This window comes from Sphingomonas sp., assembly GCF_017744835.1.
Lineage (GTDB): Bacteria > Pseudomonadota > Alphaproteobacteria > Sphingomonadales > Sphingomonadaceae > Sphingomonas.
Window position 1 is genome coordinate 120,500 of record NZ_JAGIAM010000007.1, and the last position, 22,833, is coordinate 143,332.

23 protein-coding genes and 1 tRNA gene are annotated in these 22,833 nt (G+C 68.5%); 15 read left to right on the plus strand and 9 right to left on the minus strand.

Going from position 1 to position 22,833, the window contains the following annotated elements; genetic code table 11:
- Window positions 1-80 precede the first annotated feature (80 nt).
- Window positions 81-1,286, plus strand: a complete 1,206-nt coding sequence (locus tag J7500_RS18160) for a hypothetical protein (protein ID WP_294063505.1) — start codon at window positions 81-83, stop codon at window positions 1,284-1,286.
- A 166-nt stretch (window positions 1,287-1,452) separates the two neighbouring features.
- Here the strand turns inward: J7500_RS18160 and J7500_RS18165 are convergent, their stop codons facing one another.
- Both J7500_RS18165 and J7500_RS18170 read right to left on the minus strand, forming a co-directional pair.
- The gene (locus tag J7500_RS18165) at window positions 1,453-1,845 is read right to left on the minus strand and encodes a hypothetical protein (RefSeq protein ID WP_294063506.1); all 393 of its coding nucleotides are present in this window, start codon (window positions 1,843-1,845) and stop codon (window positions 1,453-1,455) included.
- On the minus strand, window positions 1,839-2,744 hold the full coding sequence (locus J7500_RS18170) for an acyl-CoA desaturase (protein ID WP_294063507.1): 906 nt from the start codon (window positions 2,742-2,744) through the stop codon (window positions 1,839-1,841). The genes J7500_RS18165 and J7500_RS18170 overlap by 7 nt, the downstream gene beginning before the upstream one ends.
- Window positions 2,745-2,829: 85 nt before the next feature.
- On the opposite strand from J7500_RS18170, the gene J7500_RS18175 reads away from it, so the two are divergent.
- The 5 genes from J7500_RS18175 (at window position 2,830) to J7500_RS18195 (ending at window position 6,437) form a co-directional block, all read left to right on the plus strand.
- Window positions 2,830-3,150 (plus strand): metalloregulator ArsR/SmtB family transcription factor, encoded by a 321-nt coding sequence (locus J7500_RS18175; protein WP_294063508.1) that lies wholly within the window; start codon window positions 2,830-2,832, stop codon window positions 3,148-3,150.
- Window positions 3,151-3,196: 46 nt separating this feature from the next.
- Complete coding sequence (locus tag J7500_RS18180) at window positions 3,197-3,811, plus strand: peptidylprolyl isomerase (RefSeq protein WP_294063509.1); 615 nt, start codon at window positions 3,197-3,199, stop codon at window positions 3,809-3,811.
- A 124-nt stretch (window positions 3,812-3,935) separates the two neighbouring features.
- The gene (locus tag J7500_RS18185) at window positions 3,936-4,658 is read left to right on the plus strand and encodes a hypothetical protein (protein WP_294063510.1); all 723 of its coding nucleotides are present in this window, start codon (window positions 3,936-3,938) and stop codon (window positions 4,656-4,658) included.
- A complete protein-coding gene (locus J7500_RS18190) occupies window positions 4,655-5,836 on the plus strand; it encodes a M48 family metallopeptidase (RefSeq protein ID WP_294063511.1) in 1,182 nt (393 codons plus the stop codon). Before J7500_RS18185 ends, J7500_RS18190 begins: the two co-directional genes overlap by 4 nt.
- A 1-nt stretch (window position 5,837) precedes the next feature.
- Complete coding sequence (locus tag J7500_RS18195) at window positions 5,838-6,437, plus strand: hypothetical protein (protein WP_294063512.1); 600 nt, start codon at window positions 5,838-5,840, stop codon at window positions 6,435-6,437.
- Window positions 6,438-6,443: 6 nt separating this feature from the next.
- On the opposite strand, the gene J7500_RS18200 is transcribed toward J7500_RS18195, so the two are convergent.
- Both J7500_RS18200 and J7500_RS18205 read right to left on the minus strand, forming a co-directional pair.
- Window positions 6,444-6,662: a hypothetical protein gene (locus J7500_RS18200; RefSeq protein ID WP_294063513.1), complete on the minus strand. Its 219-nt coding sequence runs from the start codon at window positions 6,660-6,662 to the stop codon at window positions 6,444-6,446.
- A gap of 16 nt (window positions 6,663-6,678) precedes the next feature.
- Window positions 6,679-6,870 (minus strand): hypothetical protein, encoded by a 192-nt coding sequence (locus J7500_RS18205; RefSeq protein WP_294063514.1) that lies wholly within the window; start codon window positions 6,868-6,870, stop codon window positions 6,679-6,681.
- Between the two features lie 109 nt (window positions 6,871-6,979).
- On the opposite strand from J7500_RS18205, the gene J7500_RS18210 reads away from it, so the two are divergent.
- Window positions 6,980-7,064, plus strand: a tRNA-Leu gene (locus tag J7500_RS18210).
- A 66-nt stretch (window positions 7,065-7,130) separates the two neighbouring features.
- Window positions 7,131-8,753: a trigger factor gene (gene tig, locus J7500_RS18215; protein WP_294063515.1), complete on the plus strand. Its 1,623-nt coding sequence runs from the start codon at window positions 7,131-7,133 to the stop codon at window positions 8,751-8,753.
- Window positions 8,754-8,890: 137 nt separating this feature from the next.
- Here tig and J7500_RS18220 read toward each other — a convergent pair whose 3' ends face one another.
- Window positions 8,891-9,790, minus strand: a complete 900-nt coding sequence (locus tag J7500_RS18220; protein ID WP_294063517.1) for a cyclase family protein — start codon at window positions 9,788-9,790, stop codon at window positions 8,891-8,893.
- Complete coding sequence (locus J7500_RS18225) at window positions 9,787-10,344, minus strand: ABATE domain-containing protein (protein ID WP_294063519.1); 558 nt, start codon at window positions 10,342-10,344, stop codon at window positions 9,787-9,789. The genes J7500_RS18220 and J7500_RS18225 overlap by 4 nt, the downstream gene beginning before the upstream one ends.
- A 97-nt stretch (window positions 10,345-10,441) precedes the next feature.
- Between J7500_RS18225 and J7500_RS18230 the strand changes: the two genes are divergently transcribed.
- Window positions 10,442-11,377 carry a glycosyltransferase family 2 protein gene (locus J7500_RS18230; protein WP_294063520.1) on the plus strand — a complete coding sequence of 312 codons (936 nt, stop codon included), beginning with the start codon at window positions 10,442-10,444 and terminating at the stop codon, window positions 11,375-11,377.
- Here J7500_RS18230 and J7500_RS18235 read toward each other — a convergent pair.
- The gene (locus J7500_RS18235; RefSeq protein WP_294063522.1) at window positions 11,338-12,654 is read right to left on the minus strand and encodes a hypothetical protein; all 1,317 of its coding nucleotides are present in this window, start codon (window positions 12,652-12,654) and stop codon (window positions 11,338-11,340) included. The genes J7500_RS18230 and J7500_RS18235 overlap by 40 nt on opposite strands.
- A 149-nt stretch (window positions 12,655-12,803) precedes the next feature.
- Between J7500_RS18235 and J7500_RS18240 the strand changes: the two genes are divergently transcribed.
- Window positions 12,804-13,460 (plus strand): ATP-dependent Clp protease proteolytic subunit, encoded by a 657-nt coding sequence (locus tag J7500_RS18240; protein WP_294063523.1) that lies wholly within the window; start codon window positions 12,804-12,806, stop codon window positions 13,458-13,460.
- Between the two features lie 149 nt (window positions 13,461-13,609).
- Window positions 13,610-14,875 carry an ATP-dependent Clp protease ATP-binding subunit ClpX gene (gene clpX / locus J7500_RS18245; RefSeq protein WP_294063524.1) on the plus strand — a complete coding sequence of 422 codons (1,266 nt, stop codon included), beginning with the start codon at window positions 13,610-13,612 and terminating at the stop codon, window positions 14,873-14,875.
- A 69-nt stretch (window positions 14,876-14,944) separates the two neighbouring features.
- Here clpX and J7500_RS18250 read toward each other — a convergent pair whose 3' ends face one another.
- A complete protein-coding gene (locus J7500_RS18250; RefSeq protein WP_294063525.1) occupies window positions 14,945-15,937 on the minus strand; it encodes an alpha/beta hydrolase in 993 nt (330 codons plus the stop codon).
- A 25-nt stretch (window positions 15,938-15,962) separates the two neighbouring features.
- On the minus strand, window positions 15,963-17,537 hold the full coding sequence (locus J7500_RS18255; protein WP_294063526.1) for a carboxylesterase/lipase family protein: 1,575 nt from the start codon (window positions 17,535-17,537) through the stop codon (window positions 15,963-15,965).
- Between the two features lie 140 nt (window positions 17,538-17,677).
- On the opposite strand from J7500_RS18255, the gene J7500_RS18260 reads away from it, so the two are divergent.
- The 4 genes from J7500_RS18260 (at window position 17,678) to J7500_RS18275 (ending at window position 22,806) form a co-directional block, all read left to right on the plus strand.
- Window positions 17,678-19,159, plus strand: coding sequence for a UxaA family hydrolase (locus J7500_RS18260; protein ID WP_294063527.1), 1,482 nt, complete (start codon window positions 17,678-17,680; stop codon window positions 19,157-19,159).
- A 120-nt stretch (window positions 19,160-19,279) separates the two neighbouring features.
- Window positions 19,280-20,074 carry a fumarylacetoacetate hydrolase family protein gene (locus tag J7500_RS18265; RefSeq protein ID WP_294063528.1) on the plus strand — a complete coding sequence of 265 codons (795 nt, stop codon included), beginning with the start codon at window positions 19,280-19,282 and terminating at the stop codon, window positions 20,072-20,074.
- 40 nt (window positions 20,075-20,114) lie between these two features.
- Window positions 20,115-21,392: a DUF885 family protein gene (locus J7500_RS18270; RefSeq protein ID WP_294063529.1), complete on the plus strand. Its 1,278-nt coding sequence runs from the start codon at window positions 20,115-20,117 to the stop codon at window positions 21,390-21,392.
- Between the two features lie 112 nt (window positions 21,393-21,504).
- Entirely contained in the window at window positions 21,505-22,806 is a 1,302-nt protein-coding gene (locus J7500_RS18275) for an MFS transporter (protein WP_294063530.1), read from the plus strand.
- The last annotated feature ends 27 nt before the right edge of the window (window positions 22,807-22,833 follow it).

Genomic DNA, 22,833 nt, shown 5'->3' on the forward strand with positions numbered 1-22,833 from the left:
TGCGGGAAACCCCCGGGCTTGCGGCGAGTCGCGGCGCGCCTAGATTGCGCCGCATGAGCCCGGGTGGAGCGTTGCGGTCATTGCTGATCCTGTTCGCGGCGGCGCTGATCCAGCCCGCCGCGGCCCAGTCCGTGCAGACGCGCGAAGCGGCGCTGGCGCAGGACGCGGGCGAATATGCGCGCCTCTACGGCGTGTCGCAGGAAGAGGCGCTTCGGCGGCTGCACGCGCAGCATGACAGCGTCGCCGCGACCGATGCGATCGCGCTGCGCTACCGCGATCGGCTGACAGGCATCTCGGTCCAGCATCGCCCGGACTATCGCTACATCGTCTATCTGACCGGCGACGATCCGGTGCCCGCCACGAATATCCGCGCCGGCGGCATGAACGTGCCGATTGTCTTTCGTACCGGCGCCAAGGCCAGCCGCGACCGCGTGGTCTGGGCGATCACTTATCACCAGGCGGCGATCCGTGCGGCAGTGTCCGGGCCGCCGTCGATGGGCCTCGATCCGCGCACCGGCGAGCTGGTCGTCATCGTCGGCAATGCCGTCGCCGCGGCGGACGGCGGCGCCGCGGCGCTCGACGCCCGGCTCGAGGCGCTGACCGGCGTTCCGGTTCAGATACGCCTGCTCGAACGCACCGACGTGAACCTGGACCTGCACGGCGGCGGCCGGCTCGACGGTATCAGCCCGGACAACGGCAAACGCTATCGCTGCACGACCGGCTTCCTCGTCAGCGACGGTACACGCACCGGCATCACCACGGCCGCCCACTGCCTGGACGACATGACCTATTACGACCCGGCGCAGCGTCCGACGCCGCTCAGCTTCGTCGGCCAGTGGGGCTGGGGCTACCACGACGTGCAGATCCACGCCGGCGTCTTGCCCGAGCGTCCGCTGGTCTATTCGGACACGGCGCGCACGATCGCGCGTCCGGTGGAGGCGCAGCGCAGCAAGCCCAGCACGCGCGCGGGCGATTTCGTCTGCCATCGCGGCGAGAGCACGGGCTACAGCTGTGCCGAAGTCGAGCTGCTCGATTTCGCGCCCGCGGGCGATCTGTGCGGCGGCGCGTGCCTGCCGACCTGGGTCACCGTCGCAGGGCCGGGCTGCAAGGGCGGCGACAGCGGCGGACCGGTGTTCAGCGGCACCACGGCCTTCGGCGTGGTCAAGGGCGCAAGCTACCGCCGCGACGGCTCGTGCGCGTTTTATTTCTACATGTCGCTCGACTATCTGCCCGCGCCGTGGCGGTTGGTGCTTGACGTGGCTCCTCTCACGCCGGACCGGCGATGAGGCAGCGAGCGGGCTTCGCGAGGGCCTAGCTTCCCACTTTTCCCGCGAATCGTGACATAAAGTTTCACGGCGTAGGCATTTCGTTGTGCGGCGTGCGTGGCGGATTCAACGGTGGAAAGAGCGCCGCCGTTGCGACCGGCGGACCCGGAGCCAAGCAGGCGAAATCCTATTTTTCAAGGTCATCGTCGGGTGCTGGCGGGGGCAGCCAGCTCGTTCCGATCAAAATCGCCACGACCAGCCGGAACGTCAGCCCAGCAACGGCGCCGGCGGCACCGAGGTGCAATATCCAGGGACTCGTTCCGGTGAAGAGCAAAAGCGGCGCAGTCGAAGCACATCCCAAGGCGGCGGCACCGATCCAGCCGGTATGCCCGAGCTTGAAGGCAAGCGCATAAAGGGGCATCGCGAAAATCAGCCCATATAGGCAGATCACCGGCCAGACGTCCGGAAGCATGGTCCATGTCGGAAAGAACAGGACCAGCGAGGCGGCGCCGCTGGCGGCGGCCAGGGCGGCGAGGTGAGAGAAGAAGTCCTCGAAGTCGGAAGGCCGTTCCATCAGCATTGCCCCCAGTCGAGCAGCTCGCTCCGGACGGGCAGCGTCTCAGGCGTTCGCACGTCCCACGCGAGACCAAGCTTCACCAGCAATCGGATGAAGACGTACCCGAGGTCGCTCTGCTCCGGACAAAGCCCGATGCGCGCCGATCCGGGGAAGGCGTGGTGGTTGTTGTGCCATGCCTCGCCCATGGTGATCAGGCCGGCCCAGGGCACGTCGTGCGCCTGCACGCCCGCGCCATCGACGATCCAGTGCTGCGGGCCGCGATTGTGCGCCAGGTACCCCACCAGCCAGTGTCCATGGACGCAGGCGAAGGTCCGCGCGCAGAGGCCCCACACCACGAAGCTCCAGCCGCCCGCCCACCAGAGCAGGAGCGCGGTCGGGACCTGCTGCGCCATCCAGGTCGCTTCGAGGAACCGATAGAGGCGATTCCGCCCGGCGCTGCCGAGATCGAATTGCGGCGGATTGTCGAGTTTCAGCCGGCAGTGGAGTTGCCACCACCCATCCTTTGCCATCGAGTTGGCATGGCTCAGATAGGGGTGGCAGGCGGGTTGGCGCTGCGCCCAGTCACGCAGGTCGTGCGTGCGGATGATGCCCAGTGGTCCGCACATGCCCACCTGCACGCCCCACCAGACGAGCACATGCTCCAGCCACTGCGGGCATTCGAAGCTGCCATGGATCAGCCGGCGGTGGAAGCCTACCGAATGGCCGAGAAGCAGCGTCGCGCCCGTCGAGATTACGAACACTAGGGCGGCGCTCGGAGTCAGCGTCAGTGGCCCGAGCACCAGCGTCGCCGCCATCATGCCGCCGTTCCACAACGACCATACCGGGTCCCATGCCACGCGGCCCTCGATCGCGCTCGCGTCCGGCGTTTCGATCACGGTGTTCACGGCATGAGGATCGTGCATCGTCAACTCCTTAAGGAATTAAGGTATCACTTAATTGATGCAAGTCCGGCTAGTAAGCAATGAAGAAAATGCTTAACTGCGACCCATGCAGCGCGTGTTCGAAGCCTTGTCCTCCACCGTCCGGCGGAAAATTCTCGCCTATCTCGCCCATGCCGAGCTGACGGCGGGAGAGATCGCGGCGCGGTTCGAAATCTCCAAGCCCGCGGTGTCGCAGCATCTCGCGATCCTCGAGGCCGCGGGCCTCGTGACCAGCGAGAAGCGGGGCCAATATGTCCATTACCGGTTGGTCGAGGATCACCTCGCGAACACGCTCAACGGCTATCTGCAGGAAGTCTGCCCCGTCTCGCGCCCGCTCAAGGGCGAGAGCGCCGAGATCGACAAGAAGCGCCGCGAGCCGGGTAGCTAGGCGCGGCTCGGCTGCTACTATCCTGGCGGAATCACTCGATGCGAGGATGACGATGCGCCGCCTGTTCCTGATGTTCTTCCTCCTGCTCGCCGCCCCCGCCGCGGCGCAGACCGCCGCCCCGGCGCCCGCGCCCAATCCGCGCGTCGCGCTGGAGACGAGCGCCGGGCGCATCGTGGTCGAGGTCTTCCAGGACAAGGCGCCGATTTCCGCGAAGAACTTCCTCCGCTACGTCGACGCCAAGCGGTTCGACGGCATCACCTTCTACCGCACCGTGAAGGTCGCCGACCGGTTCGGCTTCGTGCAGTTTGGCGTGCAGAACGCGCCGGCCAAGATGTTCCCGCCGGTCAAGCACGAGCCGACCAGCCAGACGGGGATCAAGCATCTCGACGGCACGCTCTCGATGCCGCGTCTGGCCCCCGGCACTGCGCGCGGCGAGTTCACGATCAGCGTCGGCGACCAGCCGAGCTTCGACGCCGATCCGGCGCGGCCGGGCGACAATCTCGGCTATGCCGCCTTCGCGCGCGTGGTCGAGGGGATGGATGTCGTGCTCAAGATCTTCGACGCGCCGACCTCGCCCACCAAGACGCTGCAGGGCAGCTTCAAGGGCGAAGTGCCGGTCGCGCCGGTGAAGATCGTCACCGCGCGCCGAATCGCGCAGTAATCCTCTCGGGAACATCTTCCCACATTGGTGCAGTCTGCCAGTCGTTTCGGCTTGCGGACTGCATTCTGCCGAATAGGATCGGCTTCGAGTCGGCGGGGGACTGCCGGTCGATGGGGGAAGCAGCATGCGGAGACTGGTGGTGTCGGCGCTCGCCGGCATGCTTCTGCTCGCCGTCCCGGCGCAGGCGCAAGAGAAAGGTGCGACTCGCCCCGGGTTCTCCGCCGGGATGCTGCGCGGGCAGAAGGTCCTGCTGTTCCGGCCCGACGTGTGGGTGGGATCGCAGTCCACCGGCGGCATGGCGGAGCCCAACGGCGACTGGACCGAGCAGGCGCGCGGCCTGCTCGAGGCCGAGCTCCGGGCCCGGCTCGCCGGATCGGCCAACCCGATCCTGCCCGAGCCCGAGCTATCCGGCGACGACGCGCTCGACCTCGCCGAGCACAAGGCGCTGTTCAATACGGTGGCGCACGCTGTCGTCACCTACCAGTTCTTCCGGGGCAATCGGCTCCCCACGCGCAAGAACAAGCCGTTCGACTGGACGCTGGGGCCAGGCGCGCGGCGCCTGTCGGAGCGCACCGGCGCCCGCTACGGCTTGTTCCTCCTCATCCACGACGAATATGGGTCGTTCGGGCGCAAGGCGTTCCAGATCCTCGCCGCCGGGCTGGGCGCGAGCGTCAAATCGGGCGTGCATCGCGGCTATGCCGGGCTCGTCGACCTCGAAACCGGGGAATTGCTCTGGCTGAACGCCGACGAAGCGATGGGCGGCGATGTGCGCGACGCCGAGGGCATGAAGAAGCGCGTGGCGCAGCTGCTCGAGGATCTGCCCGTTCGCGCGGCACCGGCCAAATGAGGGGCGGCCGCCTTCACTGCGGGCTCGCGCTCGCTCTGGCGCCCTGGATCACCTGCCAGCCCGCCGTCGCGCAGAGGAGTTTCGCGCGGCCGCCCTATGCGGGCGCCTATGAGCCGCAGGGAATCGACGAGCGCGGCCTGTGGATGGAAATGGACGAGGATGAGCGGCTCCTCCAGGCCTCGCCCTTCGTCCTGCCCGACCCCGGGCTACACGATTTCGTGCGCGGCGTCCTGTGCCGCACGGTGGGGGAGGACCGCTGCCGCGGCGTGCGGGTCTATGTGGTGAAGGACAGTTCGTTCAACGCGAGCATGGCCCCCAATGGAGTGATGTTCGTGCACACCGGCCTGCTCGCGCGGCTCCATTCGGAAGCCGAGCTGGCGACGGTGCTGGGGCACGAGTTCGGCCACTTCGAGAAAAGGCACACGCTCGCCGCCTTTCGCTCGCGGCGCACCACCGGCGATGCGCTCGCCTGGGTTGCGCTGCTCGGCGCCGTCACCCGCCGGCCCACCGGAGCGGTGATGACTGCGCTCGTCGCCGGCCATTTCCGCTTCGAGCGCAGCGAGGAAGTCGAGGCGGACCTGCTGGGCGTCCAGTTCGTCCGGGCGTCTGGCTACCCGTTGCGCGCCTCGGCCGTCTGGCAGCGGGTGATCGCAGAGGAGGATGCGCTGCGGGCGGAGCGGGGCCTGCGCAAGATCCGGCGCGAAACGCCGAGCATGATGGACACGCATCCCACCGAGCGTCAGCGGCTCGGCTATTTCTCCAGGCTCGAGGCCGAAGTCGCCGACGCGGGCGACGAGGGAGTCGACGGCTATCGCCAGGCCACCGATCGCGTGCTCCCGGTCCTGTTCGAGAGCCTGATCAAGGGCAATGACTTCGCCGGTGCGGACTATGTCCTGCGCTCGCGCGGCGATGCGCTGGGGTGGAGCGGCGAGTTGCTCTATCTGCGCGCCGAGCTCTATCGCCAGCGCGGCCATCCGCGCGACCTGGTGACTGCGCAGGACTTGTTCGGCCAGTCGATCGCTCGGGCCGATGCGCCGCCCGAAAGCTGGCGCGGCCTCGGCCTGATCGCGATGCGGCAGGGGGCGGCTGCGGAGGGGAGGGCGGCGCTCGCCGAATATCTGCGCCGCGCGCCCCATGCGCCCGACGCGGCGGCGGTGAAGATGGTCATGGAGAATTGATGTGAGGCTTCGATCCAGGCGCATCGGCGCGCTCATCGGCTTCGTCGCGCTCGCCGGCGTTTCGGGGCCCGCGCTCGCCGGATGGAAGCTGATCCCCGCCGGCAAGCCACTGGCCGTGGACGCCGTGACGATCACGCCGAAGAGCGACTGGAACCGCGCGTCCGCGCGGCCGGGCAAGCGCGCGGTCGCGCTCACCCACGACGGATTCGATCTCGACCGGCTCGAGATATTTTCCGGGATCGGCTCCGGCGAGCCCCTGTATCGCGAGCGCAGCCGCAGGCGGAACCCGATGCCAAAGTTCCGCAGCGGCATGCTGCCGACCGACCTGGCCGATCTTTTCGAGCGCAGCTTCCGCGTGGCGAACAACCTCACCGACTTCACCGTCGAGAGCGTCACGCCCGCCGACTTCGGCGGACATCGCGGCATCGCGCTGCGCTACAGCTTCAGCCTGCCCGAAGACAGGCTGGTGCGGCAGGGCGTGGCGCGCCTCGTGATCGTCAGGGGCAAGCTCTATGCCGCCAACTTCCACGCGCCGCGGCTGCACTATTTCCCCTCGCGCCTTGCCGAGGTGCAGGCGACGCTGGACGGCGCACGCTTTTAGCGGCCGCTATTGCTGCGTGCGGTCCTGGTTCTTCACTTCGCCCGCAGTGCCGCCGACGCCGTCGTGCACGCCCGTCGGCTCGAGCGGGGAGGTGTTGCCGCCGCCCTTTGCACGCTCGGCCTCGTCAGCGCGGGATTCGACTGCCTGCTGGATGTCGGGCCGGGGATCGTCTTCCTCGCCGGTGACGGGCGCGCGAAGCTCGGCGTCGCTCTTGGTGTCGGCCATGAATATCTTCTCCAAGTCAGGCGAGCGGCTGCCCGGGCGCAGTGCCCGGATCGCCGCCGGGATTGGGCGCGGGCACGTCGATGTCGGGTCCCGGCGGCGTCAGTTCGGGCGGGGGCGCCACCGGCTGCCCGGGCTGCGAAGGCTGGGCCGGCGCAGGCACCGGGCTCTCGGGCGGAGGGGTGGTCGGGATCGGCGGTTCGACGGGCATCGGGGCTCTCCTTGTCCCGTCCTCAACGCCTCGCTTGGGCCCCAAGTTGCTTCGCGGCTTGCCCCCGGTCCCACGGCTGCTATAGAGCCCGCCGACCGGCGGTGCCCCTGCGGGCGTGGCGGAACTGGTAGACGCGCCAGATTTAGGTTCTGGTATCGAGAGGTGTGGGGGTTCGAGTCCCTCCGCCCGCACCAGCATCGCCGCTCGTGTGCCCGTATCACCGGAGCCGCGACTCCTTTTCACTTTGGAAGCCTGAACGAATGCAGACTGTCGAGACGTTGAACGAGGGCCTCAAGCGCGCCTACACGCTCAAGATCACTGCCAAGGACATCGACTCGAAGGTCGATGCCGAAGTGAAGCGCGTTGCGCCGCAGGTCCGGATGCCCGGCTTCCGCCCCGGCAAGGTGCCGACCAACCTGATCCGCAAGATGCACGGCGAGGCGCTGGCGCAGGACGCGCTCAACAGCTCGATCCAGGAAGGCGTGCAGAAGCTCATCGCCGAGCACAAGCTGCGCCCTGCGATGCAGCCGTCGGTGAGCCTCGAGGGCGAATATGCCGCCGGCGGCGACGCCGAGGTCAAGGTCGAGCTCGAAGTGCTCCCTGACGTGCCGGCGCCCTCGATCGACGGCCTCAAGCTCGAGCGCCTGACCGTTCCGGTCACCGACGAGCAGCTCGACGAGCAGCTCCAGCAGCTCGCCAGCGGCCAGAAGGCCTGGGAAGACGCCCCCGCCAAGCACAAGGCGGCGACCGGCGACCAGGTGACGATGGACTTCGTCGGCAAGACCGCCGACGGCGTAGCCTTCGAGGGCGGCACCGGCGAGGGCATGTCGGTCGAGATCGGCTCGGGCCGCCTGATCCCGGGTTTCGAGGACCAGCTCGTCGGCGTGAAGACCGGCGACGAGAAGCAGATCAGCGTCACCTTCCCGGAGGATTACGGCGCCAAGGACCTCGCGGGCCAGCCCGCGACCTTCGATCTCAAGATCACCGCGGTGAAGACCGCGGGCGAGACCAAGATCGACGACGATTTCGCCAAGCAGCTCGGCCTGCAGGACCTCGAGCAGCTCAAGGGCCTGCTCAAGGGCCAGATCGAGCAGCAGCTGAACGGCCTGACCCGCACCTATATGAAGCGCAAGCTGCTCGACCAGCTCGCCGCGGGCCACGATTTCCCGGTTCCGCCGTCGATGGTCGACGCCGAGTTCCAGCAGATCTGGCACCAGCTTCAGCACGAGGCGGAGCATGAGGCCGATCCGGCTGCCGCCAAGGCCGAGCTCGAGGCCGAGCGCGACGATTACTTCAAGATCGCCGAGCGCCGCGTGCGCCTGGGCCTGCTCCTCTCGGAGATCGGCACCGCCAACGGCGTCGAGGTGACTCAGCAGGAAATGAACCGGCTGATCGCCCAGGCGGCGTCGCAGTACGGCCCCGAGGATCGCCAGCGCTTCATCCAGTACGTCCAGCAGGAGCCGATGGCTGCCGCGCAGCTCCGCGCCCCGCTGTTCGAGGACAAGGTCGTCGACTTCCTCTTCGAGAAGGCCGAGATCAGCGACCGCGAAGTGACGCGTGAGGAGCTGGAAGCCGCGATCGAGTCCGACGAGGGCTTCGACACCGGCACGCACCACCACGACCACGACAACCACAAGCCGCGCAAGAAGGGCGCCGCCAAGGCGAAGGCCGAGGACGCCGGCGAGGCTCCGGCGAAGAAGCCGGCCGCCAAGAAGAAGGCCGAGAAGGCCGAAGCCGCTCCCGCCGAGGAGCTGGTCGAGGCCGAGCCGGTGAAGAAGGCTGCCACCAAGAAGGCGCCGGCCAAGAAGGCCGAAGCCGCGGAAGGCGAGGCGCCTGCCAAGCCCGCCGCCAAGAAGGCCCCGGCCAAGAAGAAGGCCGACTAAGCCCTCAGGCTTCGCATCGAACATCAGGCCCGCCGTTCCACCCGGAACGGCGGGCCTTTTGTTTGTGGCGGGTGCTTCGGTCTCCGGCACTCCTTTAATCCACCCCCTGGCGGGGAGGATTGGGGAAAGAGTCCGACCTAGAGCATCGCGTGCGCGCGCACCGGGAAGGTGCCCATCTCGCTGATCTTGGGCGGGACCGCCCAGAAGCGGAAGCCGTCGACGGGCAGCGCGGCGAGGTTGGTGAGATGCTCGACGATCGGGATGCCGGCGGCCAGCAGGATGCTGTGCACCGGTCGCTCGCCGCCCGAGACGTCGTCGATGTTGAACGAGTCGATCCCGACGAGCAGCGCGCCCTTGTCGCGCAGCCAGGTCGCCGCGGCGGCGGTGAGGAAGGGGTGATCCTCGAAATACTGGTCGGTGCGCCAGTGCCGGTCCCATCCGGTCTGCACCAGCACCGCGCGGCCGGCGACGTCGCTCGCGGCGAAGCTCGTCCAGTCGATCGCGCGCGACGCGGCGCCTTCCACCCGGACGACCACCGCGGGAACGCCGCTGACGCGGTCGAGCGCAAGCCCGGCCAGGTCATGACCGTCGGGGTAGCGGTGGTATGGCGTGTCGAGATAGGTGCCGGTGTTCCCCACCATCTCGATCCGGCCGATCTGGAACTCGGTTCCCGGCGCATAGAGCGCGCGCGATTTCTCGCGGGAGAGATGATCGCAGAGGAGCGGCGCGGGGAGCCCCTTATAGGTGATCATCCCGTCCTCGATCGTGTGGCTGAGGTCGACATAGCGCGCGGCGTCGGGCGCGGATTCGCCCGCCTCCGCGCTGGCCGCGCGCTTGTGGCGCTCCTCGATGATGCGCTTGTTGAGGATACGCACTTCGGCGACCATCAGCAGCCGCAGGTCGGCGATGACATGGGCTGCGAGCGCCTCGTCCGAGATCTGGTCGCCCTCGATGTCGAGGCGGAAGTCCTGGCCCTGGATGCCGCCCCCGTTCGAGAAATCGACTTCGAAATCGAAGCACACACGCTTGTCGCTCATATCGGATCACCTTTCTTCTTGCGGCTTCTGAAGCTGCGGACCTTGGCGAGATTGCCGCACCCGGCGGACGAGGAGCACCAGCGCCGGCGCCCAGGGCGGGACCGGTCGACGAAGACCATGTTGCAGCCGGGGCAGGTGCGCAGGCGGTCGCGATAGGGGGGCGTCAGCAGCCCGATCGCGTCCGCGGCCAGCAGCGACAGCGCCGCTTCCGCAGGATCGGCGGCCTGGAGCACCATCGCGCCGTCGATGAGCTGGGGGCGGAAGCCGGGAAATGCGGCGACCCGGTTGATCGCGTCGACGTCCTCGGGGGACGGCGCGGTGTTCGCAATCGCGGCGGTCGCGGAGCGGAAGATCGCCTCGCGGAGCACCCGCGCCTGATCGAGCTGCGCGACGCTGACTTCCGGCGCCTCGGGCAGCAGGCCGGCGCGGACCAGCCAGTCGGCCAGGACCGCGGGATCCGTCAGCAGCTCTGCCGATGTCCTGCCGCGCGCGGCGACCGTGTCGACCAGGTCGAGGGCAGGGGAGCCTGCCGCGAATTCCAGCGGTCTCGTCATGCTGTAACCTGTAATACCGGTGTACGGCTGGCGCAAGGCGTCAGGAACGTCCCGAAAAATTATCGAACTCGTATCGTTTCGGCTCTATGGCGTGCGCATGACCGAACCGCGCATCGCCGTACTCCTGCCCTGCTACAACGAGGAAACCGCGATCGCGCAGACCATCGCGGGCTTCCGCGCCGCGCTGCCGACCGCGACGATCTACGTCTATGACAACAACAGCCGCGACCGCACGATCGAAGTCGCCCGCGAAGCCGGCGCGGTGGTCCGCAGCGAGCGGATGCAGGGCAAGGGCAACGTCGTGCGCCGCATGTTCGCCGACGTCGATGCCGACGTCTATGTGATGGCCGATGGCGACGCGACCTATGACGCGAGCGTCGCGCCGCTGATGGTCGATCACCTGGTGCGCGAGGGGCTCGACATGGTCGTCGGCACGCGCGTCCACGAGGCCGCCGACGCCTATCGCCGCGGCCATGTGCTCGGCAACCGCGCGATGACCGGGCTGCTCGCCGGGCTGTTCGGACGCAGCTTCACCGACATCTTCTCGGGCTACCGAGTCTTCTCGCGCCGCTTCGTGAAGAGCTTCCCGGTGCTCTCGGCCGGCTTCGAGATCGAGACCGAGATCAGCGTCCATGCGCTCGAGCTCAAGATGCCGGTGGGCGAGATCGAGACGCGCTATTTCGCGCGGCCCGAGGGGTCGACCTCGAAGCTCAGCACCTATCGCGACGGCTTTCGCATCGCCTACACCATCGCCACGCTCTATCGGATCGAGCGGCCGATCCTGTTCTTCGGCGTGGCGGGTGCGGCGCTGTTGCTGCTCGCGGTGATCCTCTCGATCCCGCTGGCGATCACCTATCTCCAGACCGGGCTGGTCCCGCGCCTGCCTACGGCGATCCTCGCCACCGGGCTGGTGATCGTCGCCTTCCTCAACTTCTTCTCGGGGCTCATCCTCGACACGGTCGTGCGCGGCCGGCGCGAGATGCGGCGCCTCGCCTATCTGGCGATCCCGGGGCCTTTCGCCACCTCGGCGTAGCGCAGCCCCGCCAGCACCGCCTCGATCGCCAGGAAGGCGAGCACGCCGTACGCCAGATAGATGTAGCGCGACATGGGCTGGAGCAGCGCATAGGGCAGCGCCAGCACCGCCAGATAGACGGCCAGCACCCAATAGCCGCGCCGGCGCTGCCACAGCCCGATCGCGAGCCCGATCAGGCCCAGCAGGTTGACCAGCGCGATCGTGTATGCACGCGCCGCCCGCATTCCCTCCCAGCCGGTGAAGTACATCTGCCACGGCCGCGGAAAGAAGAATTCGCGCAAGTGGCGCAGCGACAGCCGCGCGAAGTCCCATGGGTTCGCTGCGGCCCAGCGCCAAGTTTCGGCACCGAGCGCGCGCGAATAGGCGACCTCGCCGCCCGCCGCGCGCAAAGCCGCCTGTCCCGGGCTGGCCTTCCCGTAGGGGTGGATCGCCGCCAGCCGGCTGGCGAAGACATATTCGGGCCTGTGCCCGGAGATCGCAGCGGGATGGTTGGCGATCGCGAACTCGAGCCCGAAATTGCTCCTGAGCAGCACCGGCGCGCCGAGCACGCGCTGGTTGCGCAGCGCCCAGGGCGCGAGGAGCAGCGCCGCCGCCAGCGCCGAGGCCGCGCCGAACGCCAGCCGGCGCGACGGCGGCAGGCGGCGCAGCGCGAACACTGCCCAGCACGCGGCGGTCGCCAGCCCTGCCGGCGGGCAGATGAAGAAGGTCAGCGCCCACAGCGCCGCCGCGCTGCCCAGCGCACGCCAGCCGAAGGGGCGGCCGGCATCGTGCCGCACGATCAGTAGCAGGTTGAGCGCCGCCAGCGCCAGCGCACTGGCGCCTTCCCAATAGCGGAAGTCGATCGCCTCCTGCGGGGCGAAGGCGGGTGCGAGGCAGAGCAGCGCCATGCCCCAGCGCGTCACGCGCGGATCGGCGTCGAGCGCACGGAACAGCGCCCGGAGCAGCAGCCAGGCCGCAACGACCTGCGCCAGGCACCAGCCGAGCAGCGCGATGTTCGCCGCGCTGGTCCCGGGGCCGAACAGCCACATCCAGAAGCCTGCGATGGCGGGCGATGCGGGCAGAAGGTGCGCGGTCGGCCCATAGCCCTGGTAATAGGCATCGGCGATCCCGTCGCCGCGCGCGACTGCGAGTGCCACCTGCGTCGCCTCGGCCGATCCGTAGAAGCCGTCGATCGGGCCCATGGCGCGGACCAGCCAGATCAGCCGCAGCGCCAGCCCGCCGAGCAGCACCAGCAGCAGGAAGCGCCTTTCCTCGCGCGCCGATTCGGCCGTTTGCATGGCGCCCTGCTTAGCGGCGCATGGTCTATGGCCGGTTAACCGCGCGCCGGCGCCAAGCGCGGCGTTGCTCCGACAACCCCCCTTGCGCGGCCCTGCCCGAGCGCCGATGTAAGGGGCTGGGCAAAAACAGACACATGAGATTCCCACACATGCATCCGCTTTCCGGTCAGATGACCATCGACCCCGTAACCGGCGGCCTCGTTCCGATCGTCATCGAACAGTCGAGCCGCGGCGAGCGCAGCTTCGACATCTATTCGCGCCTGCTTCGCGAGCGGATCGTGTTCGTCACCGGCGGGGTCGAGGATCACATGGCCTCGCTGATCACCGCCCAGCTGCTCTTCCTCGAGTCCGAGAACCCGAAGAAGGACATCTGGATGTACATCAATTCGCCGGGCGGCGTGGTGACTGCCGGCATGGCGATCCACGACACGATGCAGTACATCCGTCCGCGCGTGGGCACGGTGTGTATCGGTCAGGCCGCGTCGATGGGTTCGTTCCTGCTCGCCTCGGGCGAGCCGGGGCTGCGAGTCGCGCTCACCAACGCCCGCATCATGGTCCACCAGCCTTCGGGCGGCGCCCAGGGCATGGCCTCGGACATCGAAATCCAGGCTAAGGAGATTCTCCGTATTCGCCAGCGGATGAATGACCTCTATGCCAAGTACACGGGCCAGCCGCTCGAGAAGATCGAGCGCGCGATGGACCGCGATACGTTCCTCGAGGCCGAGGAAGCCAAGGCGTTCGGCATCGTGGACGAGGTTTACGAGAAGCGGCCGGTGCCCGCGGAGGACGCGTCAGCGGCCGGTTAAGGACTTTGCATTATCCCCTCCGCCGACGACCAGGTCGCGGAGGGGACGGAACCGCCGGGGTGCGGGCCGATTATGGATTGCCGGATGGAACCCCGCGTGTAGGATGCGGGGGAGCGGTGTACGCGTCCGGCGCGTGAAGGATGAATTGAATGACCAAGCTCAGCGGCGGTGACTCCAAGAGCACGCTCTATTGCTCGTTCTGCGGCAAGTCGCAGCACGAGGTACGCAAGCTCATCGCCGGGCCGACCGTCTTCATCTGCGACGAGTGCGTCGAGCTCTGCAACGACATCATCCGCGAAGAGACCAAGTCCGCGCTGGTGTCGAAGAAGGACGGCGGCGTCCCGACGCCGCAGGAAATCTGCGACGTGCTCGATGACTATGTCATCGGCCAGAAGCAGGCGAAGCGCGTCCTGTCGGTCGCGGTGCACAACCACTACAAGCGGCTCAACCACGGCGCGAAGGGTGCCGACGTCGAGCTGGCGAAGAGCAACATCCTGCTCGTCGGCCCCACCGGCTGCGGCAAGACCTTGCTCGCGCAGACGCTCGCCCGCATCCTCGACGTGCCCTTCACCATGGCCGATGCCACCACGCTGACCGAAGCCGGTTACGTGGGCGAGGACGTCGAGAACATCATCCTCAAGCTGCTCCAGGCCTCCGACTACAATGTCGAGCGGGCGCAGCGCGGGATCGTCTACATCGACGAGATCGACAAGATCAGCCGCAAGGCCGAGAACCCGTCGATCACGCGCGACGTGTCGGGCGAGGGCGTCCAGCAGGCGCTGCTCAAGCTGATGGAAGGCACCACCGCCTCGGTGCCTCCGCAGGGCGGCCGCAAGCACCCGCAGCAGGAATTCCTGCAGGTGGACACGACCAACATCCTGTTCATCTGCGGCGGCGCCTTCTCGGGGCTCGAGAAGATCATCGGCGACCGTCTGCAGGGCAAGTCCATCGGCTTCGGCGCGCATGTCGCGGCTCCCGACGAGCGCCGCACCGGCGAGACGCTGAAGCAGGTCGAGCCCGAGGATCTGCTCAAGTTCGGCCTGATCCCCGAGTTCGTCGGCCGCCTGCCGGTGATCGCGACGCTCGAGGACCTCGACGTCGAGGCGCTGGTGAAGATCCTGACCGAGCCGAAGAACGCGCTGGTCAAGCAGTATCAGAAGCTGTTCGACATGGAGGGCGTGAAGCTCGGCTTCAACGACGACGCGCTGGTCGCGGTCTCGAAGAAGGCGATCGAGCGCAAGACCGGCGCACGCGGCCTCCGCTCGATCCTCGAAGGCATATTGCTCGACACGATGTTCGACCTGCCGTCCATGGACGGCGTCGACGAAGTGATGGTCGACAAGGACGTGGTCGCCGGCACCAAGGAGCCGGTCCGCGTCTATGCCGAGAAGAAGAAGGCCGGCGACGCCGCCTGATCGGCCGACGGCAAGAATTGAGGGGAGGGCGATCGGTCGGCTGACCGGTCGCCCTCTTCTTTTTGGGGCTCAGCCGAAGCCCTGGGTCTGCGCCCAGCTGAGGAACAGCTCGGGCCACACCTCGGCCGGCTTGCCCGCGGCTCTGCGCAGCCCGAAGCCGTGCCCGCCCGCGGTGAACAGGTGCGTCTCGACCGGCACCCCGGCGGCACGCAGCGCGGCGCGGAAGAGCAGGCTGTTCTCCACCGGCACCGTCCCGTCGTCCTCGGCATGGACGAGGAAGCAGGGCGGGGTGGCCTTGGTGACGTTGCGGTCCGGCGAATGCGCCGCCTCCAGCGCCGGCGGGGCGTCCTTGCCGATCAGTTGCTCGCGCGACCCCGCATGGGCGATGGGGGCCGTCATCGAGATCACCGGATAGATCGGCGCCGCGACGAAGGGCTGCGCGCCGAGCTTATCGGCCGCGTCTACCGGCTTGTAGGTGTCGGCGGCGAAGCGCGTGGCGAGATCGGCGCAGAGGTGCCCGCCCGCCGAAAAGCCGATCGCGCCGACCTTCTCGGGATTGAGCCCGTCGCGGCCTGCGCGGGCGCGGATCAGGCGCATCGCGCGCTGCGCATCCGAAAGCGCCGTGTCCGGCCCCGCCGCCCAGCCGTCGCCGGGCAGGCGATAGAAGAGCACATAGGCCGTGAAGCCCCGCGCCGCGAACCAGCGCGCCATCTCATAGCCCTCGCGGTCGATCACCACGCGGACATAGCCGCCGCCGGGCATGATCAGCACCGAGGCGCCGTTGGCGATTCGCGGGCGGAACACGACGAGCCGCGGGTTGGCGATCCCGCTCACCGCGCGGTCGGCCAGCTGCGCCTCGGAGCTGCGCTCGATCACCGTTTCCACCGGCAACCTGGCTGGGCGCCCCGGCACGCCCTTGGGCCAGAGGTCGATCGTCTCGCTCGGCTCGGGAAGTCCCGCGGGCACCGGCTTGTCGGCGAGCGCCGGCGGCGAGGTCTGCGCGGCCGCGGCGAGCGGCGTCGCCAGGCCGGCGAGCAGGGCGGATCGGCGATCGAGCTTCATGGGCATCTCCCTGTTGCGCCCGGTCTCAGGTGCCGGGCTGGATATAAGGCACGCGCGCGAACAGCTCGCGCTGCCATTTGCGCGGGTCGTTCTCGACGTGCGGGGGCACATCGAAGATCATCGTCGCGCGCCGCTCGAGGTCATAGCGCGGCCATTGCGGCAGCCCGCGGTGGTTGGGATCGCCTGTCGCAGCGAAACTCACGAAGCTGTCCTGCATCGCCTGCGACGCGGCGCGCGCATCGGCGCCGCTCCCCGTATGCGAGCCGGCCGCATCTAGCGTCCCGAACACCAGCGGTATGTCCATCGTGTGGAAGGCGCCGCGCCGCGGATCGGTGCGCGAGCCGAAATCGAGCTGATAGACCCATCCCGGAGCACCGGCCCGCGCGCGTTCTTCCGCTTCGATCACTTGCCCGCGCCAGCTCCGCCCCGCCGTGGTCGCCGCGTAGAAGACGTCGCTCGGCGACCAGTCGGGGAATTGCGCGCGATACTGCGCCACCACCCATTCGGGCAACACGTCGATGCGCAGCTCGGGCGCGATCCGCTCGGCGACATTGTCCCAGCCGAGCCCCTGCAGCTTGGCCGAATCGGGCGCGATGAATGCGCGCGTCTCGTCTCGGGTGTTGCCCAGGACCATCGGAATGCCGAGCGACTGCGGGTTCGCGTCGGGCCAGAAGGGGTGGCGCGTCAGCCAGCGCATGTCGAGCACCGGGCCGAAATAGACTCCGCCGCCCAGGATGGGGTCGGTCGCCGCCAGCCCTTCGACCAGCCGCTCGACCGCAAGCTCGAGCAAGGCGTCGGGATTGCCCTCCGCCACGCCCAGCTTCGCCAGATAGGCGCGGGTGCGCGCGGTCGCGTTGAGCGGCCCGGACGCAGTCACTTGCTGCCCGCTCATCGTCGCGGCGCGGTGGAACAGCCCCTTGGCCGCGGGCATGCCCATCATCGTCGCGATCTTGGCGCCGCCGCCCGACTGGCCGAACACCATCACTCGCGCGGGATCACCCCCGAACGCTGCGATATTGTCGCGCACCCATTGCAGCGCCAGCACCAGATCGAGCTGCCCCAGGTTGCCGCTGTCGGCAAAGCGCGGGTCGAGCCGTGCGAGATAGAGATAGCCGAGGGCGTTGAGCCGGTGGTTGACCGTCACCACCACCACATCGCCCCGCGCGGCCAGCGCCTGCCCGTCGTTGAGCGGATCGGTGACGCTGCCGGTCGAATAGGCGCCCCCGTGGATGTAGAGCATCACCGGCTTCCGGGCACGCGGGTCCGCCTCGCTGGTCCAGATGTTGAGGAACAAACAGTCCTCGGACTGCGGGCCGTAGCGGTCGCCCGCCTGCGGGCAGACCGGGCCGAAGGCCGCCGCCGGCTGCACGCCCGCCGGGGCAGGAACGGCGACCGGTGCCTTGAACCGCTCCGCCCGCCCGTAGCGGATGCCGCGAAACACGCGCACGCCGCGCTCCACGGTGCCCTGGAACGCCCCCGCCTTGCAGCGCACCGGCGCCGTCGCCTGCGCGAGCGCGCTTCCGCCGGTCAGCAGCAACGCGCCGCCGCCCGCCATCACCGTGCGCCGCGAGAACAGGGAATCGTGCTGCTTGCCGGTCATGCGCGTCTCCTCTCCCGTGCACCGCATCCGCCGCTTTTGCGGCCGGCATTTGTCGGCGCCGGGTTGCACCTTCGGGTAACCGGTGTCAGAAACGATTGCAACGTTGCGCGAGCAGCCGATCCGAACCACATAGCGAGCAAATGACCAACGCCCTCCAGATCCATGGCGACGACCATGTCGCGACTCTGCTCGAGCCCGTTTCCGCCGGCGATTCCGTAACGGCGGGGGGCGTGACGGTCGCAGCGAATATGGATATCCCCAAGGGCCACAAGATCGCGCTGCGCGACATTGCTGCGGGCGCCGAAGTGGTGAAGTTCGGCTTCCCGATCGGCCGCGCCACCGCGGACATCCGCGCGGGCGACCATGTCCACACGCACAATCTCGCGACCGGCCTCTCGGGCACGCTCGACTATCGCTACCAGCCCGCCGAGCGCCCGCACGACGCGCCGCCCGCGGCGCGCAGCTTTCTCGGCTATGTGCGCGAAGACGGCCGCGTCGGTACGCGCAACGAAATCTGGATCCTGCCGAGCGTCGGCTGCGTCGGCCGCACCGCCGAGCGGATCGCCGCCGAGGCCGGCCGTCGCCATGCCGGCGAGGTCGACGGCGTCCATGGCTTTCCGCACCCCTATGGCTGCTCGCAGCTCGGCGACGACCTCGGCGCGACCCGGAGCATGCTCGCCGCGCTCGCCGCGCATCCCAATGCCGGCGGCGTGCTGCTGATCGGGCTCGGCTGCGAATCGAACCAGATCTCCCGGCTGCTCGAGGAGCTGCCCGAGGGGCAGCGCGGCCGCATCCGCACGCTCGTCGCCCAGAATTCGGCCGACGAGCTCGAGGAGGGACTCGCGCTGGTTGCCGAGCTCGCCGCCGAGGCCGCCAAGGTGAAGCGTCAGCCGGTCGGCCTCGACCGGCTCGTGCTCGGCGTGAAGTGCGGCGGATCGGACGGCTTTTCCGGCCTCACCGCCAACCCGCTCGTCGGGCGGATGAGCGACCTGGTCGCGGCCGCGGGCGGCAGCGTCGTGCTCACCGAAATCCCCGAGATCTTCGGCGCCGAGCAGATGCTGATGGACCGCGCCGAGAGCGCACCGGTGTTCGAGGAGGTCGTCGGCGTCGTCAACGACTTCAAGAATTACTTTCTCAGCCACGGCGAGCCAGTCTCCGAGAACCCGTCGCCGGGCAATCTCGCGGGCGGCATCACCACGCTCGAAGAGAAGTCGCTCGGTGCGGTGCAGAAGGCCGGCCACGCCACCGTCGCCGACGTGCGCCGCTATGGCGAGCGGATCCGCCGGCCCGGCCTGACGCTGCTCGAAGCCCCCGGCAACGACGCCGTTTCCTCGACGGCGCTGGCCGCTTCGGGCGCGACCGTGATCCTCTTCACCACCGGCCGCGGCACGCCGCTCGGCTTCCCGGTGCCCACGGTCAAGATCGCGTCGAACAGCGACCTGGCGCAGCGCAAGCCGGGCTGGATCGACTTCGATGCGGGGCAGGTGCTCAGCGAGGGATTTGAAACCGCCGAGGCTGCGCTGCTCGACCGCATCGTCGCGATCGCCTCGGGCGAGGAGACCGCGGCCGAGCGCAACGGCGAGCGCGAAATCGCCTTCTGGAAGCGCGGCGTAACGCTCTAGCGTGGCGATGGGACGAGGATGCCGAAATTCGCATTGTCCCGTTGCTCTTGACACCGGTTTCCCTTATCCGACCCAACAAACCAGTCCGCCGCAAGTCCAGCCAGAGAGGAAAGTAACCAGGTGGGATCCGTACAGTTTGCCGACGAAGCACGCCGAATTGCCGAGAGCTTCGTCGAGGCGCGGCGCGCCCGGCGTGGGCTTCCCGACTATCCGGGCGCGATCCCGCCGGCGCTCGACGATGCCTATGCGGTGCAGGATTTCGCGATCGGCTTCGACGGTCGCCGCGTCGGCGGCTGGAAGGTCGGGCGGATCAATCCGCCGCGCGACGGTATCGATCGGCTGGCGGGCCCGATCTTCACGGACAGTATCTATCCGGCCGATGGCGCCAGCCTGGCCATGCCCGTCTTCGCCGAAGGGTTCGGCGCGGCCGAGGCGGAATATCTGCTGCGCTTCGGCAAGGCGCCCCCCGCGGGCAAGCGCAGCTTCACCGAGGATGAGGCTGCCGAGCTGATCGACGCAGTCCATGTCGGGATCGAGATCGCGAGCTCGCCGCTGCCGACGATCAACGAGCTGGGCCCCACGGTGACCATCTCGGATTTCGGCAACAACAACGGCCTCGTGATCGGCCCCGCGATTCCCGATTGGCGCAGCGTGGGTTTCAAGGCCTGGCCGGTCGAGCTGCTGATCAACGACGAGCAGATCGGTGCCGCGACCGCAGAGACGATGCTTGATGGCCCGATGGGCGCGGTGCGCTTCCTGCTCGAGCTGATGGCGGCGCGCGGGATCGCGCTGGAGCCGGGCCAGTGGGTTTCCAGCGGCGCGGTCACCGGCGTCCACCAGGTGAAGCCCGGCGACGCCGTGGTGGCGCGCTTCGGCGGAGGCCTCGAGACGCGCTGCACGATCAGCGCGGCGTGAGCGGCGGGGCCTCCATGACGAAAGCGGGCGGGAGGCGCGGGTGATTCGGCAGGGGCGGCGCGCGGTGCTCGGCGGGCTCGCCGCTTCGGCGGCGCTTGCAGCCGCTCCCGCGCTCGCGCGTCGATCCGACGGCGATGCGGAGCTGCTCCGCGCGCTCGACGCGCCCGGCAGCTATGCCGAGCGGCTGGCGCTTCTCCAGCGCTTCGATCCCAGGGCGTTCGGGCCTTCGCGAAAGATCGACCTGCGCACCGTGCGCGATGCGCTCGCGATCGACGTCGCGCTGTCGCGGCTGGTTCCGGGCGGGAAGGGGGAGGGTCCCTATCGTCTGCCTCCTGCCGATCAGCCGGGCCTCTGGCGCCATGCCAATGGCGCCCGCGCTTATCGCCTCCTGCTCGAACGCCAGCTCGGCATGGCAGTCGAACCCGAAGACGCACATCGCCGTTTTGAGCGCGAGATCGCGCGGCTGTCGCGGCGCGCGGACGCACTGATGCGGGGGCTGGGCTTCGCGAGCGGAAGCGTGGCCGAGCGCTATCGCGCGATGTTCGCCGATTCCCGCTGGCACTATCCCGACAATGACTCCGGGCGCGACCAGGCCGTTGCCGACATGAACCGCTGGCTCGACCGCGCCCGGTCGCGCGTTGCCACGCTGATCGGTCCGGTTCCCGCCGAGTGCCTTGATGTCCGCGCGCGCCGAATGACCCGCGCCGACGAAGCCGCGGGGAAGGGCGGCTATCGCGACATGCCTGCCGCGGGCCGGCCGGGTGCCTATTTCGTCGACCTCGAGGATATTGCCCGGCGCCCGCGCTGGAGCCTGGCGAGCGTGGCGCACCACGAGCTGCTGCCCGGCCATATGATCCAGGGGCCGATCGAGGCTGCGGCCAACCCGCACCCGCAGCGGCTCGCCTATCTGCCCGCCTTTTCCGAAGGCTGGGCGATCCACGCCGAGCAGCTGATGGCGGCGGACGGCGCCTATCGCGGCGATGCGTTCGCCGAGATTGGCCATATCCATTGGCTGCTCTTTCGTCTCGCCCGCGGACTTGCCGACACCGGCATCCATCACCGGCGCTGGAGCCTCGACCAGGCGCGCGCCGAGATCGGAGGCGTGCAGGGCGTGCCGGCCTATTTCGCGGCTTTCGGTGCCGACATCGACCGGATCGGGCGGGAGCCCGGTTCGCGCGCGGCCGAGGCGCTTGCCTGGCTCGAGCTGTCGGCGCTAGTCGCCGCCCAGCCTTCCGCCGAGCAGCGGCGCCGGCAGCAGCAGCGCATCCTTCTTGGGGGACGCAAACCATTGCGGCTCTTGCGGGAGGGCCAGCCGTGATACATCGGACCGGTTCGGGTACCCACGTTCGGCTTTTCCCGGGCGTTTTATACCACTATCAGAAACATTGTCGCGCTATGCGGGACGAGATAATCGCTTTGGGAGAGGCTGAATGAGCGACACGAGGGAGGCAGCAGTGATGAGCGCTGCCGGGCGTGTGGGGCGCTATCGGTGGATGATCGTGGCGCTGCTCTTCGCCGCCACGGTGATCAACTATGTCGATCGCCAGATGATCGGCGTGCTCAAGCCGACCCTGATGGCGGACCTCAAATGGGACGAGAAGGATTTCGCCAGCGTCATCATCTGGTTCCAGTTCGCCTATGCGATCGGCTACATCGTCTTCGGCCGGGTCGTCGACAAGGTCGGCGCCCGCGTCGGCTACACCATTGCCTTCATCATCTGGCAGCTCGCGCACATCGCGCATGGCGCTGCCACCACAATGACCCATTTCGCGCTCGCACGCTTCAGCCTCGGCATCGGCGAATCGGGTAACTTCCCTGCCGGCATCAAGGCAGTGACCGACTGGTTCCCCGCGCGCGAGCGCGCGTTCGCGATCGGCGTGTTCAATGCCGGCTCGAACATCGGCGCGATCGTCACGCCGCTGGTGGTGCCGCTGATGGTCATCGCTTGGGGCTGGCGCAGCGCCTTCGTGATCACCGGTGCCGTCAGCTTCGTGTGGCTGATCGCCTGGTGGTTCATGTACCGCGACCCGCGCGAGCATCCGAAGGTCAGCCAGACCGAGCTCGAGTGGATCGAGCAGGACCCGGCCGATCCGGTGGTTCCGCTCGGTTATGGTGCCGTGCTCACGCGCAAGGAAACCTGGGCCTTCGCGCTCGGCAAGTTCTTCATCGATCCGATCTGGTGGTTCTTCCTCTTCTGGCTGCCCGGCTATCTGTTCGAGCGCTACGACCTGAACCTGCTCACCTTCGGCATCCCGCTCGCCGCGATCTATCTGATCTCGGACTTCGGCAGCGTCGCGGGCGGCTGGCTCTCCTCGCGGCTGATGAGCGCGGGCTGGACCGCGAACCGGGCGCGCAAGGTCACGATGCTGCTCTGCGCCTGCCTCGTGGTGCCCGTCACTTTCGCCGAGTCGATCTCGAGTGTGTGGATGGCGGTGCTCATCATCGGCATCGCGACAGCCGCGCACCAGGCCTTCTCCGCCAATCTCTACGCGCTTCCCGCGGACATCTTCCCGCGCGCGGCGGTGGGCTCGGTGGTCGGCATCGGCGGTACCGCGGGCGCGGTCGGCGGCATGCTGATGTCGTTCTACGCCGGCGAGATCCTCGAGCGCGTAGGTACCTATTGGCCGCTGTTCGCGGTTGCTGCGAGCGCCTATTTCCTTGCGCTGATCTGCGTCCATCTGCTCTCGCCACGGCTGGCGCGCGTGGATATCGCGCAGGCCCCGCAGGCGTGATGGCCGCCATTCAGTACACGGAGTAGT